A 25151-nucleotide genomic window follows, 5' to 3' on the forward strand; every position below is an offset into this window, starting at 1 on the left:
AATGCAAAGTGGAGCATTTTAGTTTACTCAAATTTCAAAAATCTAGGTTTTGAAGGTTTGAAGTCTCGAAGTGGTAAATCAATGACCGTTGTAAGAGAAATTTGAAATGCGCTGTTGTCGAAATTTGCATTAGGGAAGTATTTTAGGTCTAATGTCAGAGTATTGAATACAAGATTTTCATTTCTAGTTCTTATACCTGCCCCAAATGAAGTGAAGATGTCATCTTTCGAAATAGATATTTTTTGAGGGTCAGACAATAGCCCAACTTGGAAACTTTGGTATACGGCGAACTTAAAGCCATAGAGAAATAAAGGAGTGAACCATATATTTTCTTGCTTAAGCTGTAATCTTTTTACGCCTTTTTTTGAAAACCTATTAATTTGAAAGTTAGAAAAGACATCATTATCAATAAAGTATAAAAAATCTCCAGGTATTCGATCTTCTCCTCCCATCATATCAATGTCGAGTAATAAGCGGAAGAAATTATCCCTAATGGCAAGGAGATTGGAGAAGTAACTGAAGTTGATATGAAAAACTTCCTGTCTGTATTCATTGTCTATAAAGGAGCCAATTTCACCTCTTAATTTGAAAAAGCCATAAGGGGTAAACTGTCCTGCGTCTATTGCCATTCCAAGGTAAGGTCGCCTTCCTAAAAATTCATTGTTTTCCCAGCCGCTTGTGAGTGTGACCAACCATCCGTAAGGAACGTCCTCCGTTCTACCGAATCCTTGCAGATAACTCATTTTTCGATAGTTTCGTTGGTTAATCTTGATACTAAATGCGTAATGTTCCTTATTGTGGAATTGATATAAGGTATCTTTACTTACCTCTTCAGGTCTTTTAAATAGGTAGACTTTGTCGACTCCTGCACTAAAAGTAACATTTTCATTTCTCGATTGATTCAGGTGAAATGAACGCCCAAACCAAGCGCCTGTGTAAGTATATTCTAAAGGTTCCCAAAATCGGTCAGTACTATCCATAGGTATAAAAGCACTATCGGAAGTGGTATAACCGTATAATCTATTAAAGTTTTCGACTTCAAAGCCACCAGCTGTTTTGGTGTTTGAAGTAATGAAATCTTTATAAGCACTTACACCCCAAGTAGATTCCAAGTAGTTGTTGTAGGAAATGATATCAAGGTCAATAAAGCTACCGTTAATGTTTTGAAAACGATATTCAAAGTTATAGCCTAATGGTTCTGGTTCATCACTTTTTACAACAGCTCCGATATAAGCGTATTGACCTGTTCCTGCAAAGTTGTTATTGAATAAGCCCACTTCAAAATCATTAATACTTTGATAGCTACCATTGACACCAATAGTCCATTGGTCTTGCGTGACAATGTATACGTCTATATAAGAATCATCTACTTTACAGGCGTAAATGTTGGCGTCTTTGATAAACCTCAATGCACGAAGTAAACGTTCAGAGTCATAAAAGTCGTCGTCATTTATCGCATCACCAACATTGAAAACAATGTTTTTATCAATTACTCTTTCTCGTGTTTTTGCATGTAGGTTGTTAGCAGCCCTTGTGACCCTTGTGGTAATGATAGGATACGGTTTTTTGACCTCAGCGCCAAAAGGAGGTAACCGAACATAAGTAATACTCCTGACAATTTTTCCTTCAAAACACATTCCTGTACTCAATATTTCAGGGGCCATATCTACAGAGTCTTCCTCTTGTCTCTGTTTTACTAAAAGAAGATTGGAAAGCTCTTTTGTAAGTCTGTTTTTGCCTAGTACTTTATGTAGTTTGTTATAAAATTCTTCCGTTTGCAGTATTGCTGCAGAATCTTGATTGATGAGGTCAGGAGGTAAGAATAAGGTGGTGTCATGTGTAAATTTATAGACGGAATCACCCAATACAATAGGGACATAAGCTTTCACTTTTACCTTTTGTAAAGTAGAATCTTGTACTTGAGCATTTACTTCAATAGTAAATAGTTTTGAAAGATTAAAAGTTATGAATAAAACTATTAAAAGGTGGCGGTATTGCCTCATTGAGTAACTTTAAATAAAAACAGTAATGCAATTTAATAAATTTATATTCGAATATTAATGTGCATTCTTAACTTTGTAGAAAGTTAATCATAAGATAAATGTAATCTGGATTATTAGTGTAAAGAGAAATTGATGAAAGTACCTCATTAAGTGGTAGGTAGTGTCTTTCATTTTCGAAGTCTTTTACTCATTCCAATTACTTTTTCTTGTAGTTATTTTAATTGATTAATAGGGTTCGATCTTGATTTTATAATGATTAGATATTTTTCTTTAGGGGTATTGTCCGTTTTATTATTATTTGCAGGGGGTGCAATGTTATTGCCTTCCGAATATACAGTGAAAGAACATGTGTATATCGATGCTCCTGCCAAAGATATTTTTCCTTACATCGAAAATTTAAGAAAGTGGAATGATTGGGCGTTTAAGTTGGAAGAAGAGGGAAGTAGGTTAAGTCCAGAATATCTTGGTCCTGATGAAGGAGTGGGGGCTACTCATACATGGAAGTCTTACGATGGATCAAGTGCCGAGCTGAGAGTATTGTCTTCAGAGCCTTATGATAAAGTACAACTTCAGATGTCAACAAACGAAGGGACATTTATCTCTGAAATGGTATTTATCTTAGAAGATAGTGAAAAAGGTACAGTTGTTACTTGGGAAGAGAAGGGAGATTTCGGTTTTCAATTAGTGACAAGAGTGATAGCTTTTGTGGCTGATTATGAAGCTCAAGTGAGTCAACAATATAAAGCAGCTTTGGAAGAATTAAAAAAAGCGGTAGATCATAAATCATCAGAACTGCAATAGTTTGAACAGATTTTCCGAAAACAAAAAAAGCTTCAGAATTTCAAAATTCTGAAGCTTTTTCATATTACTAAAAATGATTTTTACTCATTGGCTTTGAAACCTAAAACAAGCACGTCATCAGTTTGAACTAATTCGTCATCCATCCAATCGTTAAAGGCTCTACGTACAGCAGTTCTCTTTTTAGACATATCTACCGAATTATTATCAAATAGCATTTTCAAGAAACGTTCGTTGCCGAAAGCTTGTTTATGTTCCCCTCCAATTTGTTTATGATAACCGTCCGTGAATAAGAAGTATTCAGCATCATCATCTAAATTAAAGGTATGCTTGTTAAAGAAAGTTTCTTCGTCTCCATTACCTCCAATAGAAGAAGGAGTACCTTTGATAATGAAGAATTTACCATCCTTAATTCTAGCCATAGAAGTATTGGCTCCGGCAAATTCTAATGTGTTATTTTTTCTATCAATTACACAAAGAGAGATGTCTAGTGAATCTTGGTTGTCATTGATTTTTTGATTCAGATGAATTGTAATTCTTTCATTCATTGCATCAAGTACTTCATCAGGAGAAGTAATGTTTCTTACTTCTACAATTTCTCTGAATAAAGAGGTGCCAATGATACTCATCATTGCACCAGGTACACCATTTGAATTACAGTCTACTGTTGCAATAAACACTCTTTGGTTACTTTCATGGAACCAGAAGAAATCGCCTGATACAATATCTTTAGGTTTATGGAAGATGAAAGAGTTTGGAAGTATATTCTTGATGTAAGTACGGTTAGGAAGAATAGCACCTTGAATCTGCTTCGCATATTTGATAGATTGAGTGATTTTCTGAGAAGTAGATTGAAGTTCTTCTTTTTGTCTCTCAATTTTCTCGTATTGTACCGCATTGTCAATCGCAATCGCAGATAATACGGCGATATTTCGAAGTAGGTTTACTTGTAAATCCGAGTAAGAATTTTTCTTAAAACTTTGTACGGTAATTACACCAATTAATTTCTCTTTTGTTCTCAATGGAAGATAAATAATAGAGTAAGGCATTTCACCTACTGTTACTATTTCTTCTTGCGTATCGATGTAATCGTAAACATCTGTAGTGATATCAGAAATTACGATTTCCTTATTATCTCTCAAACATAAAGAAGATAGTTTGGTGTCATCGTTCATTTGGTGGATAAACTCAGGGAGTCTTTTTCCTTTTTCAATGGCACCAATAAATTCAATATGTTGTTTTCTATGCGAATAAATACCAATACCAAAAGTAGTGGCGTCCATTAGGTTATTCACATTTTCGTAAACTGTTTCAATTACGTTATCAGTACTTAAACTTGATGAAAGTGTAAGACCAATATCAGATAACAATTGTACGTTCTTATAAGATTGTTCAATTTTATCTTTGTTCTCCTCCAACTCATTTTTTTGTTGTTGAAGTTCTGCGGTTCTTTCAGATACAACTTCCTCTAGTCCTTCATAAGTAAGGGCGTTATCAAGGGCAATACCAATATAGATCGCAATGTTTCTTAATACGTTAAGGTCTGTATCTGCAAAAGCATTCAGTCTGTAGTTTTGTACAGTGATAAAACCTAAAGTTCCCTCTTTACCGATCAGTGGCAAGTAAATCACTGATTTTGGTAGTGATTCAGAGTTGTCTGTATTAAGTTTTGCGTTTGGTAAGTGTGTTGTGTATTCTGAAATGATATCATTGATTACAATCTCCTTTAATGTTTTAAAACATAAGATTGATAACTTATTGTCATCATTTAAAGAGATCGCTTTTGGTGGTAGTTTTTCACCATTTTCAATGTTAGCAATGATGTCCATTACGGCTCTATCTTTATTATAAATACCGATAGAGAATAGCGGAGCATCGATCAAGTTATTTAAACTTTCGTAGGCTGTATAGGCAATTCTTTCAATGGATAAGTTGGAGGTAATATCCTGACCAATCTCACCTAAACTCTTTAAAGTTGTATAGGCTTTTGAAAGTTGTTCTTCTTGCTTTTTAGTAGTGATAAGGTGTGTTTCATCCTTTACTTTAGATTGCTTTGATAATTGTAAATTGTCAATTGCAATAGCAAGGTATGAACTTAAACTTCTAATCAGATAAACATCTGATTCTGTATAAGCATTGCTTTTCGAACTTTGAACAGTCATTACTCCTATTACATTTTTTTCATCCATAATAGGAGCATAGATGATTGACTTTACCTTCTTACCAATTCTTGGTGCGGTATTGACATAGTTAGGGATGTAATCCTTTATCTCTTTGTCAAAGTCATTAATAAATACTGTTCTTCGTGTATTGTAACAAAGGGTAGCTAATCTATTTTCTTCCTTTAAACTACAGAAGTTGAAAGGTAATCTTTCTCCATCTTCAAACGAGCCAGGGAATTCTAATCTTTGTTCTTTTTCATTTAAAACCCCAATATCAAGAAATTGGGCATCAACGATGGTGTTGATTTTATTGTAAACCGTTTCCACCATTTCTTCAATAGAAGAGGTAGTTGCAATCACTTGTCCAATTTCACCTAGAGTGATAAGGTCATCCTTCGAAAGAATTCCGTCTTTGTTAGAAGTGTTGTTTTTGCTTGGTGTGCTAGAAACAGGTTTAGAAGGTACATTTTGAGCTAAATTTTGGATCAAAATGGCAATTTGAGGTGCAATAACCTGAATAAACTTAAGGCTTTCTGCCGTAACGTTTACTTCTTGCGTCTGCTCAAGCATTAAGAAACCAATGAGTTTTTCATCTATTCTTAAAGGAATGAAATCTAAGAAAGATGGAGAAGCTTTTTTAAGATATGGATCTTCTTTTACCTTCTCTCCAACTTTGCTAAGGTCTACTGCAACAGGGTTTTTGCTAGAAATTAACTGTTTTAATACCGTCAATGGCAATTGATCAGCATAGGCGTAGTGATCACTTTCAATAAATGATACTTCGTCATTACTTCTTAAACCACTAGCTTTCAATATGAAATTATCATCATCATTGATAATGATGCAAACTTTCTCTGCTATAGTCTTGGACTTGGTTAATTCAATTACTTTTCTGCATAACCCGCTTAAAGTGAGTTCTTTAGAAAGGTCTTGGTATATTGTTAATGCTTGATCTAAATATCCTGTTTTCATAGACAAATGAAAAAATAAGGTAACCTCAAAAAGTTTCTAGTGTAGACAATTGTTCGAGCTTCTAATTGAAGTGGGCAACAAATTGAATGTAACTGTATTACACCGGCTTAAATTTAATAAATTTATCTCCAAAGTACTAATTTTTCACCTTTAGGTACAGTTTATTAACGTTATAAAATGAAAAGCGATAGTACCTGATGATACTATCGCTAAGATGATTTGTTGAATATTTTTATGCAAAAAGGAATTTAATCGTCCTTTCTAGTAACTTTTATAATACCGTCAATATCAGATATTTCCTTAATTACTTTTTCAAATTCATTCAAGTTTTTCACTGAAATCTCTATGTTTCCTCTGAAGATGCCGTCATTTGATTCAATAGAAATAGAGCGAATATTAACTTTCATTCTACTGGTAATAATTCTCGTAACATCATTCACTAATCCTATACGGTCAGTGCCTTCTATTGCGATTTTTGAGATAAATGAAGCCTCTTTTTCACTTGCCCAACGTGCTTTGATGATCCTGTAACCGTAGTTAGCCATCATAGCCACGGAGTTAGGACAGCTTGTTCGGTGGATCTTAATACCATTATTAATAGTAATGAAACCAAAGATGTCATCACCTTGAATTGGATTACAACAGTTGGCAATAGAATAGTGTACATTGTCCATGTCTTCACCAATCACCAATTCATCATCATCATTGCTCTTGCGAACTTCCTTGATTTTGGTTTTAAATTCTTTGGCAGAATCAGGAACAATTTTCTTCTTCTTTACACTGTTGGTGTGGTCAAGATGCTCTTTGAACTTCTTGATTTCCTTGTGTTGGATAATTCCTTCACCCACTTGATAATAAAGATCACTTTCACTGCTTAGATTAAAGAAGTCTCTGAGTTGTTGTGCTACTCTATCATCATATTTTATTTTCAGTTGCTTGAACTTTCTATCAATAATCTCACGACCAATCATACCGATTCGTTTTCGATCATCTTTTAAGTGAGATTTTATTTTTGCTCTAGCTCTTGAAGTTCTAACAATTTTTAACCAACCTTCATTGGCTTTTGATTGATTTGCAGTTAGAATTTCTATTTGGTCACCATTGTTCAGTTGATAGCTCAATGGAACAAGTTTTCCGTTGATTTTTGCTCCAAGGCATTTGGCTCCAACTTCAGTGTGTATATCAAATGCAAAGTCTAGTACAGTCGCACCAAAAGGGAAAACCTTTAAATCTCCATTTGGTGTAAACACAAAAACTTCTTTATTGAAAAGGTTTGTTCTGAAATCATCGAGGAATTCAACAGCGTTCACCTTGTCATTTTCCATCAAAGAACGCACCTCATTTAGCCATTGTTCAATACCTTTTTCTGAACTGGCTTGGCCTTGCTCTTTATATTTCCAGTGTGCAGCGTATCCTTTTTCGGCAATTTCATCCATCCTTTTAGAGCGAACCTGAACTTCAACCCAATGGCCATTATGTCCCATTACAGTGGTATGTAATGATTCATAACCATTGGACTTCGGCATACTGATCCAATCCCTTAATCGACTAACATTTGGTGTGTAATAGTCGGTAACAATGGAGTAAATGTGCCAACAAGTAGATTTTTCAGTTTCTCTTGGACTTTCAAAAATGATACGGATGGCAAATAAATCAAAAACTTCTTCAAATGGCACCTTTTGCTTTTTCATTTTATTAGCAATAGAGGTGATTGATTTGGTTCTTGACTTAATCGTATACTTATAACCTTGTTTGTCTAAAGTTTCTGTAAGAGGGGTCTTGAATTCATCTGTAAAATGAACCCTTGCCGATTCTGATTCCTTCAGTTTTTTCGTGATTTCATCATATAAAGGTCCGTCAGAATACTTTAAACTAAGATCCTCTAATTCAGATTTGATATTATAAAGGCCTAATCTGTGTGCTAAAGGGGCATAGATATATTCAGTTTCGGCTTTTACCTTCAATTGCTTGTCCTTAGGCATTGACATGAGCGTTCTCATGTTGTGCAATCGGTCGGCAATTTTAATTAATACCACTCTTACATCTTCAGAAATTGTCAATAACATCTTTCTGAAGTTCTCTGCTTGTAACGAGCCTCCTTTTTTACCTGCTCCTGAAATTTTTGTTAAGCCATTGACAATTAGTGCTACTTTAGGCCCAAAATGTTCGTCAATTTCTTCTATGGTATGATCGGTATCTTCCACTACATCATGTAGTAGTGCTGCCATAATGGAAGTAGTCCCTAAACCAATTTCTTCAGTAGCAATAGTAGCTACTGCAACAGGGTGATATATAAAAGGTTCGCCAGACTTTCTTCTCATTTCCTTATGAGCGTCTGTAGCAAACAAAAATGCTTTCTTAATGTTTTTTACATCGTCACTATCGTTCAAGAAAGGACGTGCCTTGCGCAAAAGATTTGCGTACATTGATAATAGTTCCCTTCTTTCCTTTTCTAGATCGATATTCATCTTCAAGTCTCCCAACAATTTTTAGATTCAATCTCAGTTGTAAGTAATAATAGTATAGTACTATTTTTACTTGAAAATTTAAGTTGCAAAAAAAAAGCAATAATACCTACATAATACTAAGAAAGTGCTTTTCTTCCCTTGTTTTTAAGAACTAATCTCCAAGAATCCTAAAAATTGGTGCTATGGTTATTTTAGTTAATACTGTTTTAAAACTAGGATAAATATAGGGTAATTTTGGAGGTGTTTTCCTTTTAAAAAACAGGAATTTTACTGCTTGTTTTTCACTCAATTTCCTTACTATTAATAGGTTTGTTTATAACAGTTGTTTGCATTTTTTTAGGCAAAGTGCGATGATTTTAATAATGAGTTGATTACCTTTGCATCGCTTAAAATGAGGATATGTGTTTTTATGATTCATTTTAAGTAGATGGAGAGAGCTAAATTGCTATTTTACATTTTGTTTTTCAGTGTTTTAGTGATTTTGCTTGTCTTGAAATCTAGTCTTGTGGAGGGTAGGAGGTTGTTGAATTTATAATCAATGATTTTTTAGTTCAACACACAAATTATATGATTTCTACACAAGAAATTATTTTTATTTAGAGTTTTGTTACACCAAAAATCATAGAACTTTGGAATTCAAATTAGATAAACAAGAGAACTCATACGGTTTACTTTCAGTAGTTGTTGCTGAAGCGGATTACATGCCAGAATATAAGAGCAGATTGAAGCAATATGCTAAAAATGCAAATATGAAAGGTTTCCGTAAGGGTAAAGTGCCAATGTCAATGGTACAAAAGATGTACGGTAAGCAGTTGAAAATGGAGACTTTCAACGAGTCTGTAGGAAAAGCTGTTGACACTTACTTGAATGACAATGGTATCAAACCTCTTTTCCAACCAATGTACAAAGGAGATTTTATTACTCCTGAGCAACTTGGAGCAGAACAAACTGTTGAATTCGAATTATTACTTCCTGAGTTTGATTTAAACTTAGAGGCTTTAAAAGCTGAAACTTTCAACTTAACTGTAACTGATGCAGATGTTGAAAACACAATCGCTAAGTTAAAAGAGTCTTACCCTAAGAAAGTAGACGTAGAGAAAGCTTTAAAAGGTGACTTGATTACTGCAACTTTCAAATCAGTAGAAGGTGATTTCGAAAAAGAAGGTGCAGCATTTGATCTTGACGACAAATTAATCACAGGTAACGTAAGAAAATTCTCTGGAAAGAAAGTAGGTGACGTTGTGACTTTAGACATTGAGACAATGTATGAAGATAACAACCGTCTTCGTTTATTCTTAGGTGGAGATAAAGATGAAGCGGAAGCTTATAAAGGTGACTTCACAATCGAAATCACTAAAATCACTCGTTCTGAGGAGCCTGAATTAAATCAAGAATTCTTTGATATGGTAATCGGTCCAGATAAAGTATCAAACGAAGAAGAATTCAGAGCTGAATTGAAGAATACTATTGCTGAAGTAAATACTCAAGCAATTGACAACGTAACTAACGACAACGTAAGAAATGCAGTTGTTGAAGGAACTTCAATCTCATTGCCTGCAGAATTAGTGAAGAAAGTTTACTTACAGAACAATCCTCAAGCAAAAGAAGAAGAGTTAGGTGAGAGCCTTCCGAAATTCGAAGAAGCTGTAAAGTGGAGAGCAATTTCTGATAAAGTATTCACTGATAACGATATCAAAGTTGAGAAAGAGGATGTTGAAGCTGCTGCTTTAACTGCAATCAAAGCTCAGTTTGGTAGCTTCATGGGTGAGGACGAAGAGCAAATGGCTGGATTCGTTCAAAACTACTTACAAGCTGAAAACGGTAAGTATTTCGAGCAAACTTATGAGCAAGTTTACAACGAGAAAGTATTTGGAGCACTAAAAGAAAAAGTTGCTTTAACTGCTGAAGAAGTAGACTTGAAACAATTCGAAGAGTTCTTGACAAAGAGAAACGAAGAAGCTGCTAAGTAATTAGGGCTTTTTGTGAAATAAATTAAGGGGATACCTATCATAGGTGTCCCCTTTTTTTTGTTATTTGAGAAGCATAATTTAATGATAATGTATTGTACTTTGTTAAGTGTTGTTTGTCGCTATTTTTTATAAAAAAAGAGGCTGAGATTACACAGAATCTCAGCCACTTTATCTATTTGAATATTTTTTGTGATCTATCTCGCTTTCTTGTAAGGTTTGCGTTGAGATGGAACAGTGATTACTTCCACATTATCATTTGTATCTTCTTGTTCTCCATTTTTAGTTGAAGGCATATACTCTTTGTCATGTAACTTTGTTAAGGTATATCCTAATAAACAGAATGTTGAAAGTATGATTGCACAAGCTGATCCTGCATAACCTAAGTCTAAGGTGTTAATATAATAAGAGATTACTGCAGTGATAATTGATAGGCAGTAGAAAAAGAGTACTGCTTTTGCTGGTGATAAACCAAATTTCACAAGTAAATGCGAAGAGTGGTCTTTTCCACCTACATAAATAGGTCTCCCAGATCTAATTCTATTTATTGTTACAAATGTGACATCAAAAATAGGGTAAGCCAAAAGTAAAATAGGAGTTATGATACTAATATCAATAGTGGTAGTAGCAGTCCAAGATTGCATCACTCCGATCATAGAAAGCATATACCCTAAAAACATACTTCCTGAATCTCCCATGAAAATCTTAGCATTAGGGTAATTATTGGGTAAGAACCCGAACAATACAGCGGCTAACACTAAACTGATTAACGCTACTTCTTCGTTGTGGAAATAGATAATTGATAATACACCAAATGATAGTGCAGCGATGGCAGCTGATCCTGGGGATAAGCCATTCATGTTATCTACGAGGTTCAAGGCATTGATTACGCCAATAATCCAAAAGAAAGTGAATAGGTGACTCACTACAGGTGGTAAGAAAGATACTGATCCAACAATGAAGATAGCGATCGAAGATGCTAATAATTGGAAAAATAATTTCACTTTTGGTTCCATAGCTTTTGATTTATCATCATAAGCTCCTGTAAAGAAGATAATCAAAGAACCTGAATATAACCACAAGGCTTTTTGTTCAAAAGCCTCCATTCCATACATGTAAAAAATACTACCTATAGCTGTAATAACGGTAAGTGTACTAGATACATATGAAATTTTGATTTTGTCTCTGAATAGAAAACTAACGCTTAAAAGAATACCAATTGTAACAGGTGCTGACCACCATATTGGTAAGATCTCTATAATAGTAGAGACAATAATAAAGGAGATCATAATGCCTATGCCTCCCATTAAAGCAGTAGTCTTGGTGTGGAAACGATCAGCTCTAGGTTTATCAACTATATTAAACTTTACAGCTTGTTTAATAAGCGCCCTAGTGATTAAAAAAGATATAACTGCACCTAATACTAGGCTAAGCAATAATGTTAATTGATTCATAAGTTAACTCTTTGTACGTTTCGGTTAGGTCTTGTACTAATCGATCAAAACTATACTTCTTGTAAGTTTTGTCTTGATGTTCTGTAACAAAACGATGGTTATTGTCTTCGGAATGTAAAATATCAAGTGATGCTGAAGCCATCGCTTCATCATCGTTAGTGCGAACAAGATAATTTTGACCAAAATCTGTAAATAAATCAGGTACTCCGCCGACTGCAGTTGAAACAACAGATGTGCCACTTGTCATGGCTTCAATAATTGAAACAGGTGATCCTTCATTATTTGAAGTTAGCAAAACTAAATCCAAACTCGCATAAATATCCGGTAAATTCTTCAAAAAGCCGGTGAAAGTGATAAAATTTGAAGCATTATTCACTTTACAGTAAGATTCGAGGTGAGTTCTGTCCTCTCCGTCGCCTACCATAAAGAAGTGAGTATTAGTGTCTTTTTCATGGATTAATGAAGCGACTCTAATGAACATTTCGAGATTCTTTATTTGTGTAAAACGTGCAACAATACCAATAAGTTTCTTGTTTTTTGGTATTGAATAAGTTTCATGTAAAAAATCTTTATTTTTATTAACATAGAATTTCTTCAAGTCAAGACCTAAAGGAATCATACTATGTTGTTCTTTTTTTCCTATTCCAAATCCTAAAATCTCCTCTTGTTGCTTGTTTGTTATAGTGACAATTCTATCCGTACTCTTAGCAAGGCTTCGTTCTATAAAAAGAAATAGTTTTGTCTTTAGAGGAGAAAAATATCCATGGAAAACATGCCCATGAAATGTATGAACCGTTTTGGTTTTTGAATTGGAAATAATGTTATATAGCAATGCAGCTCCTCTGCCTATAAATCCTGCTTTTGCGGTATGTGTGTGTACAATATCAGGTTTGTACTTCAACATGACCTTTAAAATCTGGAAAAGTGCCTTGAGATCATTTTTTAACGATAATTCTCGTTGCAATTCATGTATGTAATTTACGTCAACTCCTCTTTCAGAAGCCAAGTAAGACATATCTCCTTCATTGCTAGGTACGGGGCCAGCATATAATTTCGATTCGAATTCTTCGTTTTGTAATTGATCAGTGAGTAAAACAGTGTGAATCGCAGGGCCGCCGACATTAAGTCTAGCAATTATTCTAAGAATTTTTGTTTTTTTCATCAATGAAATGAAAGATAAGCTACTTAAAGTGTTAAAAAAAGAAATGGGACTCTAGGAATGTTGTAGGTGATTACCTAATAAAACAGAGTGAAAACTTTAAACTTTTAATAATCATCGCACAAATATATGTATAAAAATTCCAAAAAATGTGAAAATCAAGAATTAAAGCTTGTCTTTTTTAGTTTTAGAAAAATGAAAAGTGCAATCTTGCTTTGATACATTTCAAAAAGCATATACTTTTGCCGAGTACTGGGTCAAAGTTAATCTATTTCTATTTATTGAGGGAATTTTTTGTGTGCATTAATGTAAATTTTTAAGATGAGAAAACTATTTGTAAGTTTACACTAGCATGCCTCATAGAAAATTGTATGAAAATAGAGATATTACTTTTGGTGAGGTACTTAATGCTTTTTAGCTATTTAAAATAGATCGTAAAAATGACAAATAACATTACAAAATCATTTTCATTCTTTTTCTCCGGTGCTATTGCATTGTTTTTTGTGTCTTGTGGCATGCAAGAAGAAAATGATCAACTAAAAGCTACAAATGCAAAACTTCAGGAAGATTTGGCTAGAGCTGAAGCAGCAGCTCAGACATTAGACGAAGTAGGTGCATTGATTGACTCTATTGATGTGTCAAGAAACCTTTTGTATGTTGATATGGAAAGAGGTATCTCTGGTAAAACATATGAAGAAAAAATTCGTGCGATTGATGCTTACATGAAAGAATCTGAAAATCGTATGGAGCAAATGGAAGCGAGCTTAGCTAAAGCAAATACTAAAAATAGTGCTTACGCGAATACGATTAGAAAGTTAAGACAGCAATTAGATCAGAAAACACAAGAAATTTCTGATTTAAAACAGCAGGTTGATAAATACAGAACAGAAAATAAAGCGTTAATTAAGACAGTTGACCTTCAGGCAAAAGAGCTTTCTGATAAAGAGATTCAAATTCAAAAGAAAAAAGAAGAATTGTCTTTACTTGAAAATAGAATTCAAGAATTGATGGTTCAAGCGAAAAAGACTGAAGCTGATGCATTTTATGCTCAAGCTGAAGCTTTAGAAGAAGCTGCTAAAAGAACAAAATTGGCTCCTAAGAAAAAGAAAGCAACTTATGCTGAGGCATTAGAGTTGTATAAAAAATCTTTTGAGGCAGGTCGTAAGGATGCATATGATAAAGTACAAGAATTGTCTGAGAAAATTGACTAATTCAGTACTGAAAGAAATAATAAGAGAAAGCAGGTAGCGAAAGTTGCCTGCTTTTTTTTGTTAATGAAGTTGTGCATGCTGTTTCATAAGATTGCATTCCTTAATTTTGCGAAATCTTTTTCTTAAAAATAAAGAACAGACATTAAATGAAAAAAGTATCTCAATATGTTGTCTCTCCGAACGTTGCTTTCGATGATGAGAATTTTAAGGCGTTTATCACCAAAAAAGAAGGACTAAATGATGCAGAAAATGTAGTGGTTCGGATGACAAGACGATCTATTGATGCTCGAAAAAAGAAGGTGAAGGTAAATGTAGAGGCTGAAATTTTTGTGGATGAGAAGCCTACATTAAATATCACTTACAAAAAAGAATACCCTAATGTGGCAGATGCCAAAAGAGTAGTGATTGTGGGAGCAGGACCAGCTGGGTTATTTGCAGCATTACGATTGATTGAATTAGGGGTCAAGCCAGTTGTCATTGAAAGAGGAAATGATGTGCAGAAACGCAGAAAGGACCTGGCAAATATCAATAAGAAGAATATAGTCAATGCTGATTCTAATTACTGTTTCGGTGAAGGTGGAGCAGGTACTTATTCTGATGGTAAATTATATACGCGTTCTAAAAAAAGAGGAGATTTCAGGAGAATTTGCGAGATTTTTGTCGCTCACTCCGCTTCTGAAAAAATTCTTGTAGATGCTCATCCGCACATTGGTACAAATAAATTACCGAAAGTAATTCAAGAAATGAGAGAAAGTATCTTGAATGCAGGAGGGGAAGTACACTTTGAAACTCGTGTGGAAGATTTTATCCTTGAAAGAGATGAAATCAAAGGTGTAGTGACACAAAGTGGGAATCAAATTACGGGTGAAGCAGTATTATTAGCGACGGGTCATTCCGCTCGTGATATTTTTAGACTGCTAGATCAAAAGGAAATTGAAATTGAGCGTAAGCCTTTTGCCTTAGGCGTTCGAATTGAGCATCCACAAGGTTTAATCGATAAAATTCAATATCACTTGAATGATCGAGATAGAGGTGAATATTTGCCTGCGGCAGCGTATTCATTGGTTTCGCAAGTTGGATATAAAGGACAGAAGAAAGGAGTTTTCTCTTTTTGTATGTGTCCAGGTGGTTTTATTGTACCTTCTGCAACAGCCGAGGGTGAAGTAGTAGTGAATGGTATGTCTCCTTCTCGAAGAGATTCTAAATTTTCGAATTCAGGCATTGTAGTAAGTGTAGATGATGAAGATTTCTCAGATTACATTCAGAAATATGGTAACCTTGCAGCTATGGAATTTCAAGCAGCGGTAGAAAAGAGAGCTTGTGAGGTAGCTGGAGGTACTCAAGTTGCACCGGCTCAACGTGTTTCTGATTTTGTACATGGTAAAATTTCTTCAAGCCTTAATGAAACATCTTACCAACCTGGTTTGTTATCAGTTGACATGAAAGAAGTCTTACCGGAAGCGATTGCTCACCGATTGAAATTTGGTTTCAAAGATTTTGGTAAAAAGATGAAGGGGTATATGACCAACGAAGCCCAAATTGTTGGGGTGGAAAGTAGAACTTCTTCACCGGTGAGAATTCCAAGGGAGAAAGAATCATGTGAGCACGTGGCATTAAAGAGACTTTTCCCATGTGGAGAAGGAGCAGGATATGCAGGAGGTATTGCATCAGCAGCTATGGATGGAGAACTATGTGCCAATAGAATAGCAGAATTATATTGTGGCGTAAAAGACGCATCATTAAAATAAAAATAGATGAAATCTAAAATTGCAGATATCCGTAAGGACTATTCCCAAAAAGATTTAGATGAAAAAGACGTTTTAGATAATCCAATCCAACAATTTGAGATTTGGTTAGAAGAGGCCATCAATGCTGAAGTACATGAGCCTACGGCTATGAATGTCGCTTCAGTGAATAAGGAAGGTCGAATTTCTTCAAGAATTGTTTTATTAAAAGGAGTGGAGGAGAACGCCTTTGTTTTCTATACAAATTACGAAAGTAATAAAGGACAATCTCTTCAAGCGTCTAAAAGAGCAGCATTAAACTTTTTCTGGCCTGAATTGGAAAGACAGGTTTGTATAGAAGGTACTGTAGAAAAAGTGAGTGAAGAAACTTCTGATACTTATTTTGAAAGCCGACCTTATAAAAGTAAAGTAGGTGCTTGGGCATCTGAACAGAGTAGTGTCATCTCTTCCAAAAATGTAATAGTTACTCGATTTGCTAAATATGCAGCGAAATTTATCACAAAAGTTCCTCGTCCACCACATTGGGGTGGATTTGCTATTACTCCAACAAGAATAGAGTTTTGGCAAGGAAGACCTTCAAGATTGCACGATAGAATCGAATATTTGAAAGATGATCAAGGAAACTGGGGTAGAAATAGACTTGCACCTTAGTTTTTTCTTCATAAATAATTCAAAAAGGCTTAATCACATGTTGTGGTTAAGCCTTTTTTATTGCTAAAACATAAAATATCAATCATTAAGTTTAAAAATGAACCAAATAAATGATAAATGTGTTTTTATTTAGGTTTTAAGGGTTTTATTTTATCTATGTGTGTGAAAAATATGATTAAAAGCAGATAATTAGGTGTTATTTTAATGCTTAATTGTATAAAAAATGTCGTAAAGATTTGTATTAATCATTATGAATTATATAAATTTGCACCATCGGAAATAAAAAAATACTCACACTCACCTATATTTATTATGATTTCTATTAAAAAGGTAGGCCTTAAAGGTCTAGGTTTATTACTGTCCGCATTTTTAGTGCCTTCACTAACATTTGCTCAGGAAGCAACAATCAATTCAGGAGATACGGCATGGATGCTTGTCGCTACAGCATTAGTAATGTTGATGACTCCTGCAGGTCTAACTTTATTCTACGGTGGTTTAGCTCAACGCAAAACAGTATTGAATACTATTGGTATGAGTTACACTGCATTCTGTACTGGTACGCTAGTATGGGTAATCATTGGCTATAGTTTAGCATTCGGAGAAGGAAACGCTTACATTGGTGATTTTACTTCTTTCTTATTGGCCGACGTCAAAATCACTGACGTGGCAGGAACAATTCCAAGAATCTTATTTATTATGTTCCAAGGTACATTTGCAGCCATTGCAGTTGCACTCGTAAGTGGATCAATCATTGAACGTGTAAAATATTCTACTTGGATGATCTTCTCAGCATTATGGGTTGCATTAGTTTACTCTCCAATTGCCCACTGGGTTTGGGGCGGTGGTTTCCTAAGCAACGATGGTGAATTAGATTTTGCAGGGGGTACAGTAATCCATATTAACGCCGGTATTTCAGGTTTAGTTTTAGCTTTAATGCTTGGTAACAGAATCGGTCATGGTGAAGAGCAATCAGAAAAACCTTCATCTATCAAATTAATGGTACTAGGTAGTGCTTTATTATGGTTCGGTTGGTTCGGTTTCAACGGTGGTAGCCAATTAGCAGCAGATTTTGTGGCGGCTAATGCAATGTTAGTAACAAACGTAGCAGCAGCAGCAGGCGGTATGGCTTGGTTATTAATCGAGTGGATGACTGAAGAAAGAAAGCCTACGTTATTAGGTTCTGCATCAGGTGTGATTTCTGGTTTAGTGGGTATTACTCCAGCATCAGGTTTTGTAGATGTATCAGGTGCTTTAGCCATCGGTTTGATTTCAGGTGTAGTTGGTTTTTATGGTGTAGTGAAATTAAAGAAAGCTTTAGGATATGATGATACGCTTGACGTATTTGGTATTCACGGTTTAGTGGGTATTGTTGGTGCTGTTTTAACAGGTGTATTTGCAAATCCTGAAGTAAACGGAGCAGCAGGTTTATTATACGGTAATCCTGGTCAGGTTTTAGTTCAATTGAAAGCCGTTGTTGTTACTATTGTATTTGCAGGTGTAGCTTCAGCAATCCTTTTCAAGTTAAGTACTTTACTGACTGCAGGTGGTAGAATTGATGCTCATACTGAGTCAGAAGGACTTGATGAGTCATATCACGGAGAGAAATCTTTCGACTCTATGTAATAAAAAAATATATCCTTAGGGAAGAAAAAGAGGTATTGCGTCATGTAATACCTCTTTTTTTTATATTTTTAACTTCTAACAATACTTATATATTTTTTTACATCTATGTACCAAGTACATGAGATGATTACTGTTCACATTAATTTTTTATACGTTGAGACTAGCTTCTATAGATATTGGCTCTAACGCCATACGATTCCAGATTGTAACAACACACATTGATAAAGCAGATGAAGTTGCTTTCAAGAAAATAGAATATATGCGTTTTCCCCTTAGACTTGGGAAGGATGTATTTAAAAGTGGAAAAATATTACGACCAACCGAAGAGAAATTAGTAAAACTCATGAAGGTTTTTTCTACTTTGCTTGATTTGTATGACGTCAAAGACTACATCGCATGTGCCACTTCTGCAATGCGAGAAGCAGAAAATGGTAAGGAGATCGTAGATAGAATATATTACAAGGAAGGTCTTAAAATCGATATCATAAGAGGAACTACAGAAGCAGAAATGATTGCTTTGACTTTGGATCCTTATATTCCTATGGGCAATGTAGTACACATTGATGTTGGGGGAGGAAGTACTGAATTGAACATCTATCGTCATAAAACGAAAGTAGCTTCTAGGTCTTTCCGAATGGGTAGTGTCAGAAGATTAAGTGGAGAAGATTTGGAAGCAATGTTTGATCAAATTAGACACTGGTACAAACAAGAATCCTCTCCTTATATCAGAGAAGGCGAAGAGGTTGTGGCAATTGGTACAGGTGGTAATATCAATAAATTGTTTAATCTCTCTAAGCAAAAGAAAAGTGATGATAAAACTACTTTTTTGGCAGAGTTGAAAAAAATCAACAATTGGTTGCAGGAGTTCACTTATGAAGAAAGGGTAAGTAAATTGAGGTTGAATGAAGATAGGGCCGATGTGATTATTCCTGCTTCTAATATATACATGACTTGTATGGAAATCGTAGGAGCTGAAAATATTATTGTGCCAGGGGTAGGTTTAAAAGACGGTATTTTGCACTACTTAGTAAAGCATAGAGATTATCATTTTTAAAGTTGTTATGAGAAGGTGAAAATTAAAAATCACCTATCAGACTTTTGATTTATACAAAGTATTCTAATTCAATAATTGGAATACTTTTTTGTTTAATGCCCAAATAGATTATTAGATGTATATCATAGGATAATTTTAATAAACGATTATTGTGTCGTTATTTTTTTTGAGATCTTTCTTTATTCGTTCTAAATTAATACAAGTACTTTCGAATTAGCTATTGTCTCAACCCGTTTGCAATGAAAATGAAATCCTATTTTTATATCTCATTACTAACCATTTTTTTTAGTTGTTCCCATGAAAAACTTACAGATTATACAGCCTTGGATGTTCGTCGGAAGGTAGATGATAAAGTAGAACAATTAAAAAATTTTATTCATCCTTTTAATAGTATTACTCAAATCGATCATTCACGATTAGCGAAAGATGCAGGTGTCTATACACCACCCTCTGTTGTGACCATTTTTTCAGATAAAAAAATTAATGCGCAATTACTACAAAGAGATCAATTAATTGGCGTAGACCTACCCTTCAAAGTTTTGTTGTATTCGGAGCCTGATACTCAAGAAGTGACATTGGCTTATACTTCAGCAGAGTTTATTCAAAGAAGGCATGCACTGTCAGGTGAAGATGTAGAGGAGTTTCAAAATGAATTAGGTCAAGTAATCAAAAATTTCCCGGAAGCGATTTACGCCAAAGATTTTTCCTCTAAGGTTGAAGAGGACTATGGGTTGATTGTCCACCAATCTACAAAACCTTTTGAGCAGACAATTGTTGATTTAAAGTCAGCTATTCTTTCTCAAGGTGATACTCAAATGTTTGCCGATATTGATTTTCAAAAAGAGTCGAAAGAAGTAGGGGTAGATATTCCACCAACTTACTTAATATTATTTGGAGGTCCAGCACCAGGAGGAAAGGCCATGAAAAATACACCTAGAATAGGATTAGATGCGTTTTGTCAAAAATTATTGGTTTTTGAAAAGGAAAATGGAGATGTCTTTATTGCATACAATGATATAGAAGCATTTTCAGATCTTTATTATGATACTAAAACATTTCCTCAAATGATTATCAATTATAGATTAGGAACTACTTTAGGAGGTGCCGTAGAGTGATACTGATGATTGAGAGGGGCTTGGACATGATGAAATATGGTAACTACTAAAAAACTATTTCTCTTACTATTATTCTTATTACTGATCTCAATTGTATATGGTCAGAGTAAGACAAACGAAGATAAACATCCTTTTTATTTTGAGTTGAATGTCGATGAGGATCTATTTCTTTTAAAAAGTACGGATCAATTTTATTCTTTTGGTACTGGAATACATTTCGGTTGGGCAGGGCTTGATAATAATTTTACCAACACAATATTACCAAAACTTCCCAACAGTCATCAATTATTTAAATTGGGTATTGTACATAAAATGTACACACCTCGTGACATACACCGAATGGACGTAGACTCCTCTGATATTCCTTATTGTGGAGAAACTTATCTTTCGCTCACACATTTCTCATTAAATCCTTCTCAAGGCTTGATATTGATGACAAAGCTTGATGTGGGTGTAGTGGGTGAAATATCGGGAGGTAATAGCTTTCAAAATGGATTTCATTCAGCAATTGGCAATACTGAGGTGGCAGGTTGGGATAATCAGATTGGAAATGGGTTGTATTTGAATTATACAGCCACTTTAATGCATAACCTTATTTCTTCCTTTTCTTTTGCGGAAGCTTTTGTAGGAGCAAGAGGCACTGTAGGCACAATGGATATATCTTTTGAAGGTTTTATTTATTTGAGAGTGGGGCTGTTTAACGACTTTTTTATTCAAGGAGAAAGACCTCATACACAAAAAGCCAATGTTTCCTCTTTTTATCATCTTCAAGATAAACCTTTTGTTAGAATGAAATTTCCTAGTGCAATGTGGTCTGAAGATCCCAATTTGAGAGAAAAAGCAACAACCTCATGGCTTTCAAGAAACTTTAAGCCTTTACAAATTTATTTGAAATTTATAAGTGGAGGTATTTTTAATGCTTATGATGGGCAAATGCAAGGAAGTCTTATTCCTTTTGAGTCGTCTCCCTATACAATTGCAGCCGATTTGATACCAAACTGGCAACATCGGCTTTCTGCGGGAATTGTATTTTCATATAAGTTCGGAAATTTAGAGTACAACTGGGATAGAATTACTTTTGAGCCAGAAGATAAATTTCCCCCTTATTATCCAAAATGGGGTAGGTTTAACCTGAAACTAAATCTTTAAAAAGTGTATTATACCAATTCGAATTCTTGTTCCAATCTACTATAATCGATGCGAACAGGTTTGTTGTGATCATTTAAAGCAACAAAAATAAATACGCTTTCCATTACTTTTTCTCTGGAGTCAGAATACATATCTTCAGAATACATTTCTAGAATTACGCGTAATTTTATTGGGTCTGCTTTTTCCACTTTACCAATCACTTCTACGATACTGTTAGGTGAAATTGATTTCAGAAATTTAATATCCTCTGTTTTTAAGGTAAACATTTTTTGACGTGTGAACCTTGTTGCAGTTATATATGCTACTTCATCCATCCATTTCATGGCTTCTCCTCCAAATAAAGTATTGTTTGCATTTAATGTATTTGGAAAAATCGCTCTACACTGTCTGGTAACTGTTTTTCTTATTCTTTCTTCCATAATTCTCTTGAACAAATTGCTTGGGAAGTTATGGAGATTTTAATTGAAAGTGAATTAATAATGAATGTATATTCAAAATAATTACGAAGGCTAAACTTAATGTCCTGATATTAATGAGTTCTATTTTTATATGGTATTTAAAATGATAAATTACTTTTTTTCGAAAAATAGCCTAACAATAAAATAAAGACTCACTAAACTGATACCTAAAATGATTAAAGCATTACCAATACTTAAAAAATCACAAAGCACTCCAAAAATGAATGAAAGTAATGCCGTGAAAATAGTTAGAACAAATGAGTCTACAGAAAGAACTGTTGTGAGCATTTCAGTGGGACTATCATCTGCCATATAACTTGTAAGAATAGGTTTTCTCAAGCTGTCTGTAACATAGACAAGCGTGAAGACAATAATAGCTGTAAAAGTAAGGTTGATTTCGTACATTAAACCAGCCATTATACCAAGGAGTAAACCTAAGATAAGAGTATATGTGATAAACTTTTCTTGATGTGGGATTTTCTTTTTGACAGATTTAGAAATGATAGCGGCTCTTGAGGTCATCATATATATAACAAAGTAAAGTACACCGACGACTAAGCCCACTTTTTGTTTATCATCTTCTATAAAACCCAAAAAGGGCAACGTTAAAGCAAAAGTAGCCATCATCGGTTGAATAAAATCTTTTGAAGCTCCTAAAAAAGAGGATAAAATAGTAGCATTGGTAATGACCTTTATTAATTGTTTTTGCCTTAATACAGTCCAAAGTTCTTTTATGAAATTGACTTGTTCTTTCTTCTTTTTCTTTTTGCCACCTTCATCTAAAGATTTTGGATAGGAGAGAAGATTAAAAAAGTTAATAATGTAAGGGATGACTGAGTACAAGAAAATGCTTTTAAACTCTCCACTAAACAATACAAGAAAACCGGCTACTAAAGAGGAAATTCCACTTCCAAATTGAGCCCAAGCTCTTGTATTAGCAAAATAATCGGTCTTTAAATGCATCCACCCTTTTTCTTCTAAATAGCTAACAATAATTGCTTTGTGTGAGCCACTCCTTAATGTTTCTGCTAATCCAAAAATAGAAAAAGCGACAATTAGTAGATAAAAGTTAGTGGAATAATAAATGGAAATAAACGCCAGAATATAGGCAAAGAACGAAACTGCTAATGACAATTTTCTACCCAATAAATCGGCAAGTACTCCAGTTGGAATTTCTAAAAAGAAAGCGACTAATTTTCTGATAGCATACAATGTTCCAATCTGCGTGTATGAAACATCCATTTCAGAAAGGTAAATGATCATGAAGGGGTCAAAGAACCTTAAGTTTTTAAGAAATCCATACATACTGAAACGCCAGTACATAGTGTTTTTTTGAATTGATGTTGGGACTGCCATGCAGATAATGAATTGGTATTGTTAAAGCATAATTGAGTTACCAAAATGTAGGTAAAACCTATCATTTTGCTTCTTCTTTCGGAAAGGCACGAAGTTAACGTGAAATGAAATAAGTATGCTTATAGAAAGTATTAAGGTTTTGTTTCATTTTACTAAATGACAACTTTTTTAGAGGGAAGTTTTACCCAACTTTTCTGTTCATTTTCTACTTCAATAGATAAAATGTAAGTGCCATGGTGAATATTTTGAGTTGATATATCCATGATTTCACTAGGTTTTTTACTCCACCTTTTGATTGTTTTTCCATTGAGGTTCATCAAAGAAATCAAGCATCTTCTAAAACGAATTTCATCAAATTTTAATATCACTTGTTGACTGTTGGGGCTTGGGTATATTTTGATATTAGCCTTACTAATGATTTCTTCAATATTGATCACTTGAATTTGTTTTTGGGCATATTCTACTCTGGTGTTGATGTAGTCTTTAATGCCGTATTCCACATGTCCACCAATTGCTTGGTTAAAGGCACAGTCAAAATCGTCAACTGTCCAACCATAACTCGCACTATAGAATATATCAAACTTTAAGAAAGGTTTCAATAAACAATGTTGTGTTGAAAAATAGGAATCGAGTTTTTCGTTGTTAAAACGATGAGTAATCAAATAGGAAATATATTTATTGTATTCATTTTTGTACTTTGGAATACATAAAATTTTACTAATCAAAGGCCTTGCCTCAATGGTATGATACCAATTATTCAAGTCTTTGGAAGCCCAATCATAACCAATCCAATCTATACCAAAAGAGTTATCCAAATTATAAGGGATATAAGTCCAACGTTTCAGATCTTCTTCCCAATAGAGATAGAAATTATTTTTATTATAAGAATAGTTGTCCCAATGCCCCGTTAAATGTTCAATAGCAATAGTTTTAATAAATAGATCTATGTTGAAATGAGTTTCTATATAATTGATGAACTGATCTTCCCTTAAAATATTAACACTATCCAAAAATGTAGAGAGGAGGTTTCTTCCTTTGGTTTCATCATTCTCAATTTGATAAATTTCTTTATTACAATAAATATTAGGGTCATTGATCAAATTTGCACCGTAATTCCCTTTTACCAAGATGCCATTTTTGGAACAAAACCTTGAGTGTAAAAAGGTGCTTTCTATTTCTTCTGTATTAAGATAAAGTCCAAAATATACATCATTAATATATAGTGCGACATGACTAGAACGTGCAGCCGGAATATCTTCATCTCTCAAAAGTTTTAGGATTGCTTTTTCTCTTGAAAGTGTAGGGTCATTTTTTTGAGCTTTGAGGTTCAATTGAGCGACATGCTGAAAGGTCCTATTATGCTCAAGATGATCAAAAACAATCTGAAAAGACTTTTTTGCTGCATATCTAGAGGTAGTACCCGTTAAACGTACTCCCACATTTTGTAAAGAATCGGTGAAATGTGAGTTTGAAAAACGGAAAGTACAGTCTTTAAATTGAGTACTTTCTTCATTTCCAGACCTTAATAAGAATTCAAGATCCCAGATGTCCATTTGTAAATCCACACGGCTAACTTCCCCTTCAGGAAACAAAATTCCATTAGAAGGGTTTACACTTTGTGCAAGTGTTATATAATATGAAATTAAAAGACCTAATGTCATTAAAATTTCTTTCATTATTAACCGTAAGTTTATTTCGTAAATAAAGTTAACTATATTTGCCGTGTTATTACGGGGAAGTAGCGGGCTTAATTTACCACTTCTTCTTTTAACCTGCAATACACATTGTTAAATACCACAACACAAC

The 25151-nt window shown here is 34.2% G+C and carries 17 protein-coding genes; 9 read left to right on the top strand and 8 right to left on the bottom strand.

What is annotated here, in order from left to right; translation table 11 throughout:
* Window positions 1-23 precede the first annotated feature (23 nt).
* Complete coding sequence (locus IC221_RS06840; protein WP_188168248.1) at window positions 24-2003, bottom strand: hypothetical protein; 1980 nt, start codon at window positions 2001-2003, stop codon at window positions 24-26.
* A 252-nt stretch (window positions 2004-2255) separates the two neighbouring features.
* On the opposite strand from IC221_RS06840, the gene IC221_RS06845 reads away from it, so the two are divergent.
* Complete coding sequence (locus IC221_RS06845; RefSeq protein WP_188168249.1) at window positions 2256-2804, top strand: SRPBCC family protein; 549 nt, start codon at window positions 2256-2258, stop codon at window positions 2802-2804.
* An 80-nt stretch (window positions 2805-2884) separates the two neighbouring features.
* On the opposite strand, the gene IC221_RS06850 is transcribed toward IC221_RS06845, so the two are convergent.
* Both IC221_RS06850 and IC221_RS06855 read right to left on the bottom strand, forming a co-directional pair.
* Window positions 2885-5935, bottom strand: coding sequence for a GAF domain-containing protein (locus tag IC221_RS06850; protein WP_188168250.1), 3051 nt, complete (start codon window positions 5933-5935; stop codon window positions 2885-2887).
* A gap of 248 nt (window positions 5936-6183) precedes the next feature.
* Window positions 6184-8403 carry a bifunctional (p)ppGpp synthetase/guanosine-3',5'-bis(diphosphate) 3'-pyrophosphohydrolase gene (locus tag IC221_RS06855; protein WP_188168251.1) on the bottom strand — a complete coding sequence of 740 codons (2220 nt, stop codon included), beginning with the start codon at window positions 8401-8403 and terminating at the stop codon, window positions 6184-6186.
* 629 nt (window positions 8404-9032) lie between these two features.
* On the opposite strand from IC221_RS06855, the gene tig reads away from it, so the two are divergent.
* On the top strand, window positions 9033-10373 hold the full coding sequence (gene tig / locus IC221_RS06860) for a trigger factor (RefSeq protein WP_188168252.1): 1341 nt from the start codon (window positions 9033-9035) through the stop codon (window positions 10371-10373).
* 194 nt (window positions 10374-10567) lie between these two features.
* Here tig and IC221_RS06865 read toward each other — a convergent pair whose 3' ends face one another.
* Window positions 10568-11824 carry a glycosyltransferase family 4 protein gene (locus tag IC221_RS06865; protein WP_188168253.1) on the bottom strand — a complete coding sequence of 419 codons (1257 nt, stop codon included), beginning with the start codon at window positions 11822-11824 and terminating at the stop codon, window positions 10568-10570.
* Window positions 11799-12986 (bottom strand): glycosyltransferase, encoded by a 1188-nt coding sequence (locus IC221_RS06870; protein WP_223241319.1) that lies wholly within the window; start codon window positions 12984-12986, stop codon window positions 11799-11801. The genes IC221_RS06865 and IC221_RS06870 overlap by 26 nt, the downstream gene beginning before the upstream one ends.
* Window positions 12987-13423: 437 nt before the next feature.
* Here IC221_RS06870 and IC221_RS06875 point away from each other — a divergent pair, with 437 nt between their 5' ends.
* The 7 genes from IC221_RS06875 (at window position 13424) to IC221_RS06905 (ending at window position 21531) form a co-directional block, all read left to right on the top strand.
* Window positions 13424-14194 carry a hypothetical protein gene (locus IC221_RS06875; protein WP_156152265.1) on the top strand — a complete coding sequence of 257 codons (771 nt, stop codon included), beginning with the start codon at window positions 13424-13426 and terminating at the stop codon, window positions 14192-14194.
* A 146-nt stretch (window positions 14195-14340) separates the two neighbouring features.
* A complete protein-coding gene (locus IC221_RS06880; RefSeq protein WP_188168255.1) occupies window positions 14341-15942 on the top strand; it encodes an NAD(P)/FAD-dependent oxidoreductase in 1602 nt (533 codons plus the stop codon).
* Window positions 15943-15948: 6 nt separating this feature from the next.
* Window positions 15949-16590, top strand: a complete 642-nt coding sequence (pdxH, locus tag IC221_RS06885; protein ID WP_188168256.1) for a pyridoxamine 5'-phosphate oxidase — start codon at window positions 15949-15951, stop codon at window positions 16588-16590.
* A gap of 312 nt (window positions 16591-16902) precedes the next feature.
* Window positions 16903-18213: an ammonium transporter gene (locus IC221_RS06890; protein WP_188168257.1), complete on the top strand. Its 1311-nt coding sequence runs from the start codon at window positions 16903-16905 to the stop codon at window positions 18211-18213.
* A gap of 154 nt (window positions 18214-18367) precedes the next feature.
* Window positions 18368-19267, top strand: coding sequence for a phosphatase (locus IC221_RS06895; RefSeq protein WP_188168258.1), 900 nt, complete (start codon window positions 18368-18370; stop codon window positions 19265-19267).
* Between the two features lie 245 nt (window positions 19268-19512).
* Window positions 19513-20382: a DUF302 domain-containing protein gene (locus IC221_RS06900; RefSeq protein ID WP_188168259.1), complete on the top strand. Its 870-nt coding sequence runs from the start codon at window positions 19513-19515 to the stop codon at window positions 20380-20382.
* 36 nt (window positions 20383-20418) lie between these two features.
* Complete coding sequence (locus tag IC221_RS06905; protein WP_188168260.1) at window positions 20419-21531, top strand: lipid A-modifier LpxR family protein; 1113 nt, start codon at window positions 20419-20421, stop codon at window positions 21529-21531.
* An 8-nt stretch (window positions 21532-21539) separates the two neighbouring features.
* Here IC221_RS06905 and IC221_RS06910 read toward each other — a convergent pair whose 3' ends face one another.
* From IC221_RS06910 to IC221_RS06920, 3 genes are all read right to left on the bottom strand, one after another.
* Window positions 21540-21950: an acyl-CoA thioesterase gene (locus IC221_RS06910; protein WP_044202825.1), complete on the bottom strand. Its 411-nt coding sequence runs from the start codon at window positions 21948-21950 to the stop codon at window positions 21540-21542.
* Between the two features lie 150 nt (window positions 21951-22100).
* Entirely contained in the window at window positions 22101-23345 is a 1245-nt protein-coding gene (locus IC221_RS06915) for an MFS transporter (RefSeq protein ID WP_188168261.1), read from the bottom strand.
* Between the two features lie 152 nt (window positions 23346-23497).
* Window positions 23498-25021 carry a CotH kinase family protein gene (locus IC221_RS06920; RefSeq protein WP_188168262.1) on the bottom strand — a complete coding sequence of 508 codons (1524 nt, stop codon included), beginning with the start codon at window positions 25019-25021 and terminating at the stop codon, window positions 23498-23500.
* Window positions 25022-25151 lie beyond the last annotated feature (130 nt).

It is taken from the genome of Flammeovirga sp. EKP202 (assembly GCF_014534745.1).
Lineage (GTDB): Bacteria > Bacteroidota > Bacteroidia > Cytophagales > Flammeovirgaceae > Flammeovirga.

Bases quoted from the DNA above. Each gene is read 5' to 3' on its own strand.
- IC221_RS06900 (WP_188168259.1), top strand. From the start codon at position 19,513: ATGAAATCCTATTTTTATATCTCATTACTAACCATTTTTTTTAGTTGT.
- IC221_RS06865 (WP_188168253.1), bottom strand. From the start codon at position 11,824: ATGAATCAATTAACATTATTGCTTAGCCTAGTATTAGGTGCAGTTATA.
- IC221_RS06875 (WP_156152265.1), top strand. From the start codon at position 13,424: ATGACAAATAACATTACAAAATCATTTTCATTCTTTTTCTCCGGTGCT.
- IC221_RS06840 (WP_188168248.1), bottom strand. From the start codon at position 2,003: ATGAGGCAATACCGCCACCTTTTAATAGTTTTATTCATAACTTTTAAT.
- pdxH (WP_188168256.1), top strand. From the start codon at position 15,949: ATGAAATCTAAAATTGCAGATATCCGTAAGGACTATTCCCAAAAAGAT.
- IC221_RS06910 (WP_044202825.1), bottom strand. From the start codon at position 21,950: ATGGAAGAAAGAATAAGAAAAACAGTTACCAGACAGTGTAGAGCGATT.
- IC221_RS06870 (WP_223241319.1), bottom strand. From the start codon at position 12,986: ATGAAAAAAACAAAAATTCTTAGAATAATTGCTAGACTTAATGTCGGC.
- IC221_RS06880 (WP_188168255.1), top strand. From the start codon at position 14,341: ATGAAAAAAGTATCTCAATATGTTGTCTCTCCGAACGTTGCTTTCGAT.
- IC221_RS06850 (WP_188168250.1), bottom strand. From the start codon at position 5,935: ATGAAAACAGGATATTTAGATCAAGCATTAACAATATACCAAGACCTT.
- IC221_RS06915 (WP_188168261.1), bottom strand. From the start codon at position 23,345: ATGGCAGTCCCAACATCAATTCAAAAAAACACTATGTACTGGCGTTTC.
- IC221_RS06905 (WP_188168260.1), top strand. From the start codon at position 20,419: ATGGTAACTACTAAAAAACTATTTCTCTTACTATTATTCTTATTACTG.
- IC221_RS06845 (WP_188168249.1), top strand. From the start codon at position 2,256: ATGATTAGATATTTTTCTTTAGGGGTATTGTCCGTTTTATTATTATTT.
- IC221_RS06890 (WP_188168257.1), top strand. From the start codon at position 16,903: ATGATTTCTATTAAAAAGGTAGGCCTTAAAGGTCTAGGTTTATTACTG.
- IC221_RS06855 (WP_188168251.1), bottom strand. From the start codon at position 8,403: ATGAATATCGATCTAGAAAAGGAAAGAAGGGAACTATTATCAATGTAC.
- IC221_RS06920 (WP_188168262.1), bottom strand. From the start codon at position 25,021: ATGAAAGAAATTTTAATGACATTAGGTCTTTTAATTTCATATTATATA.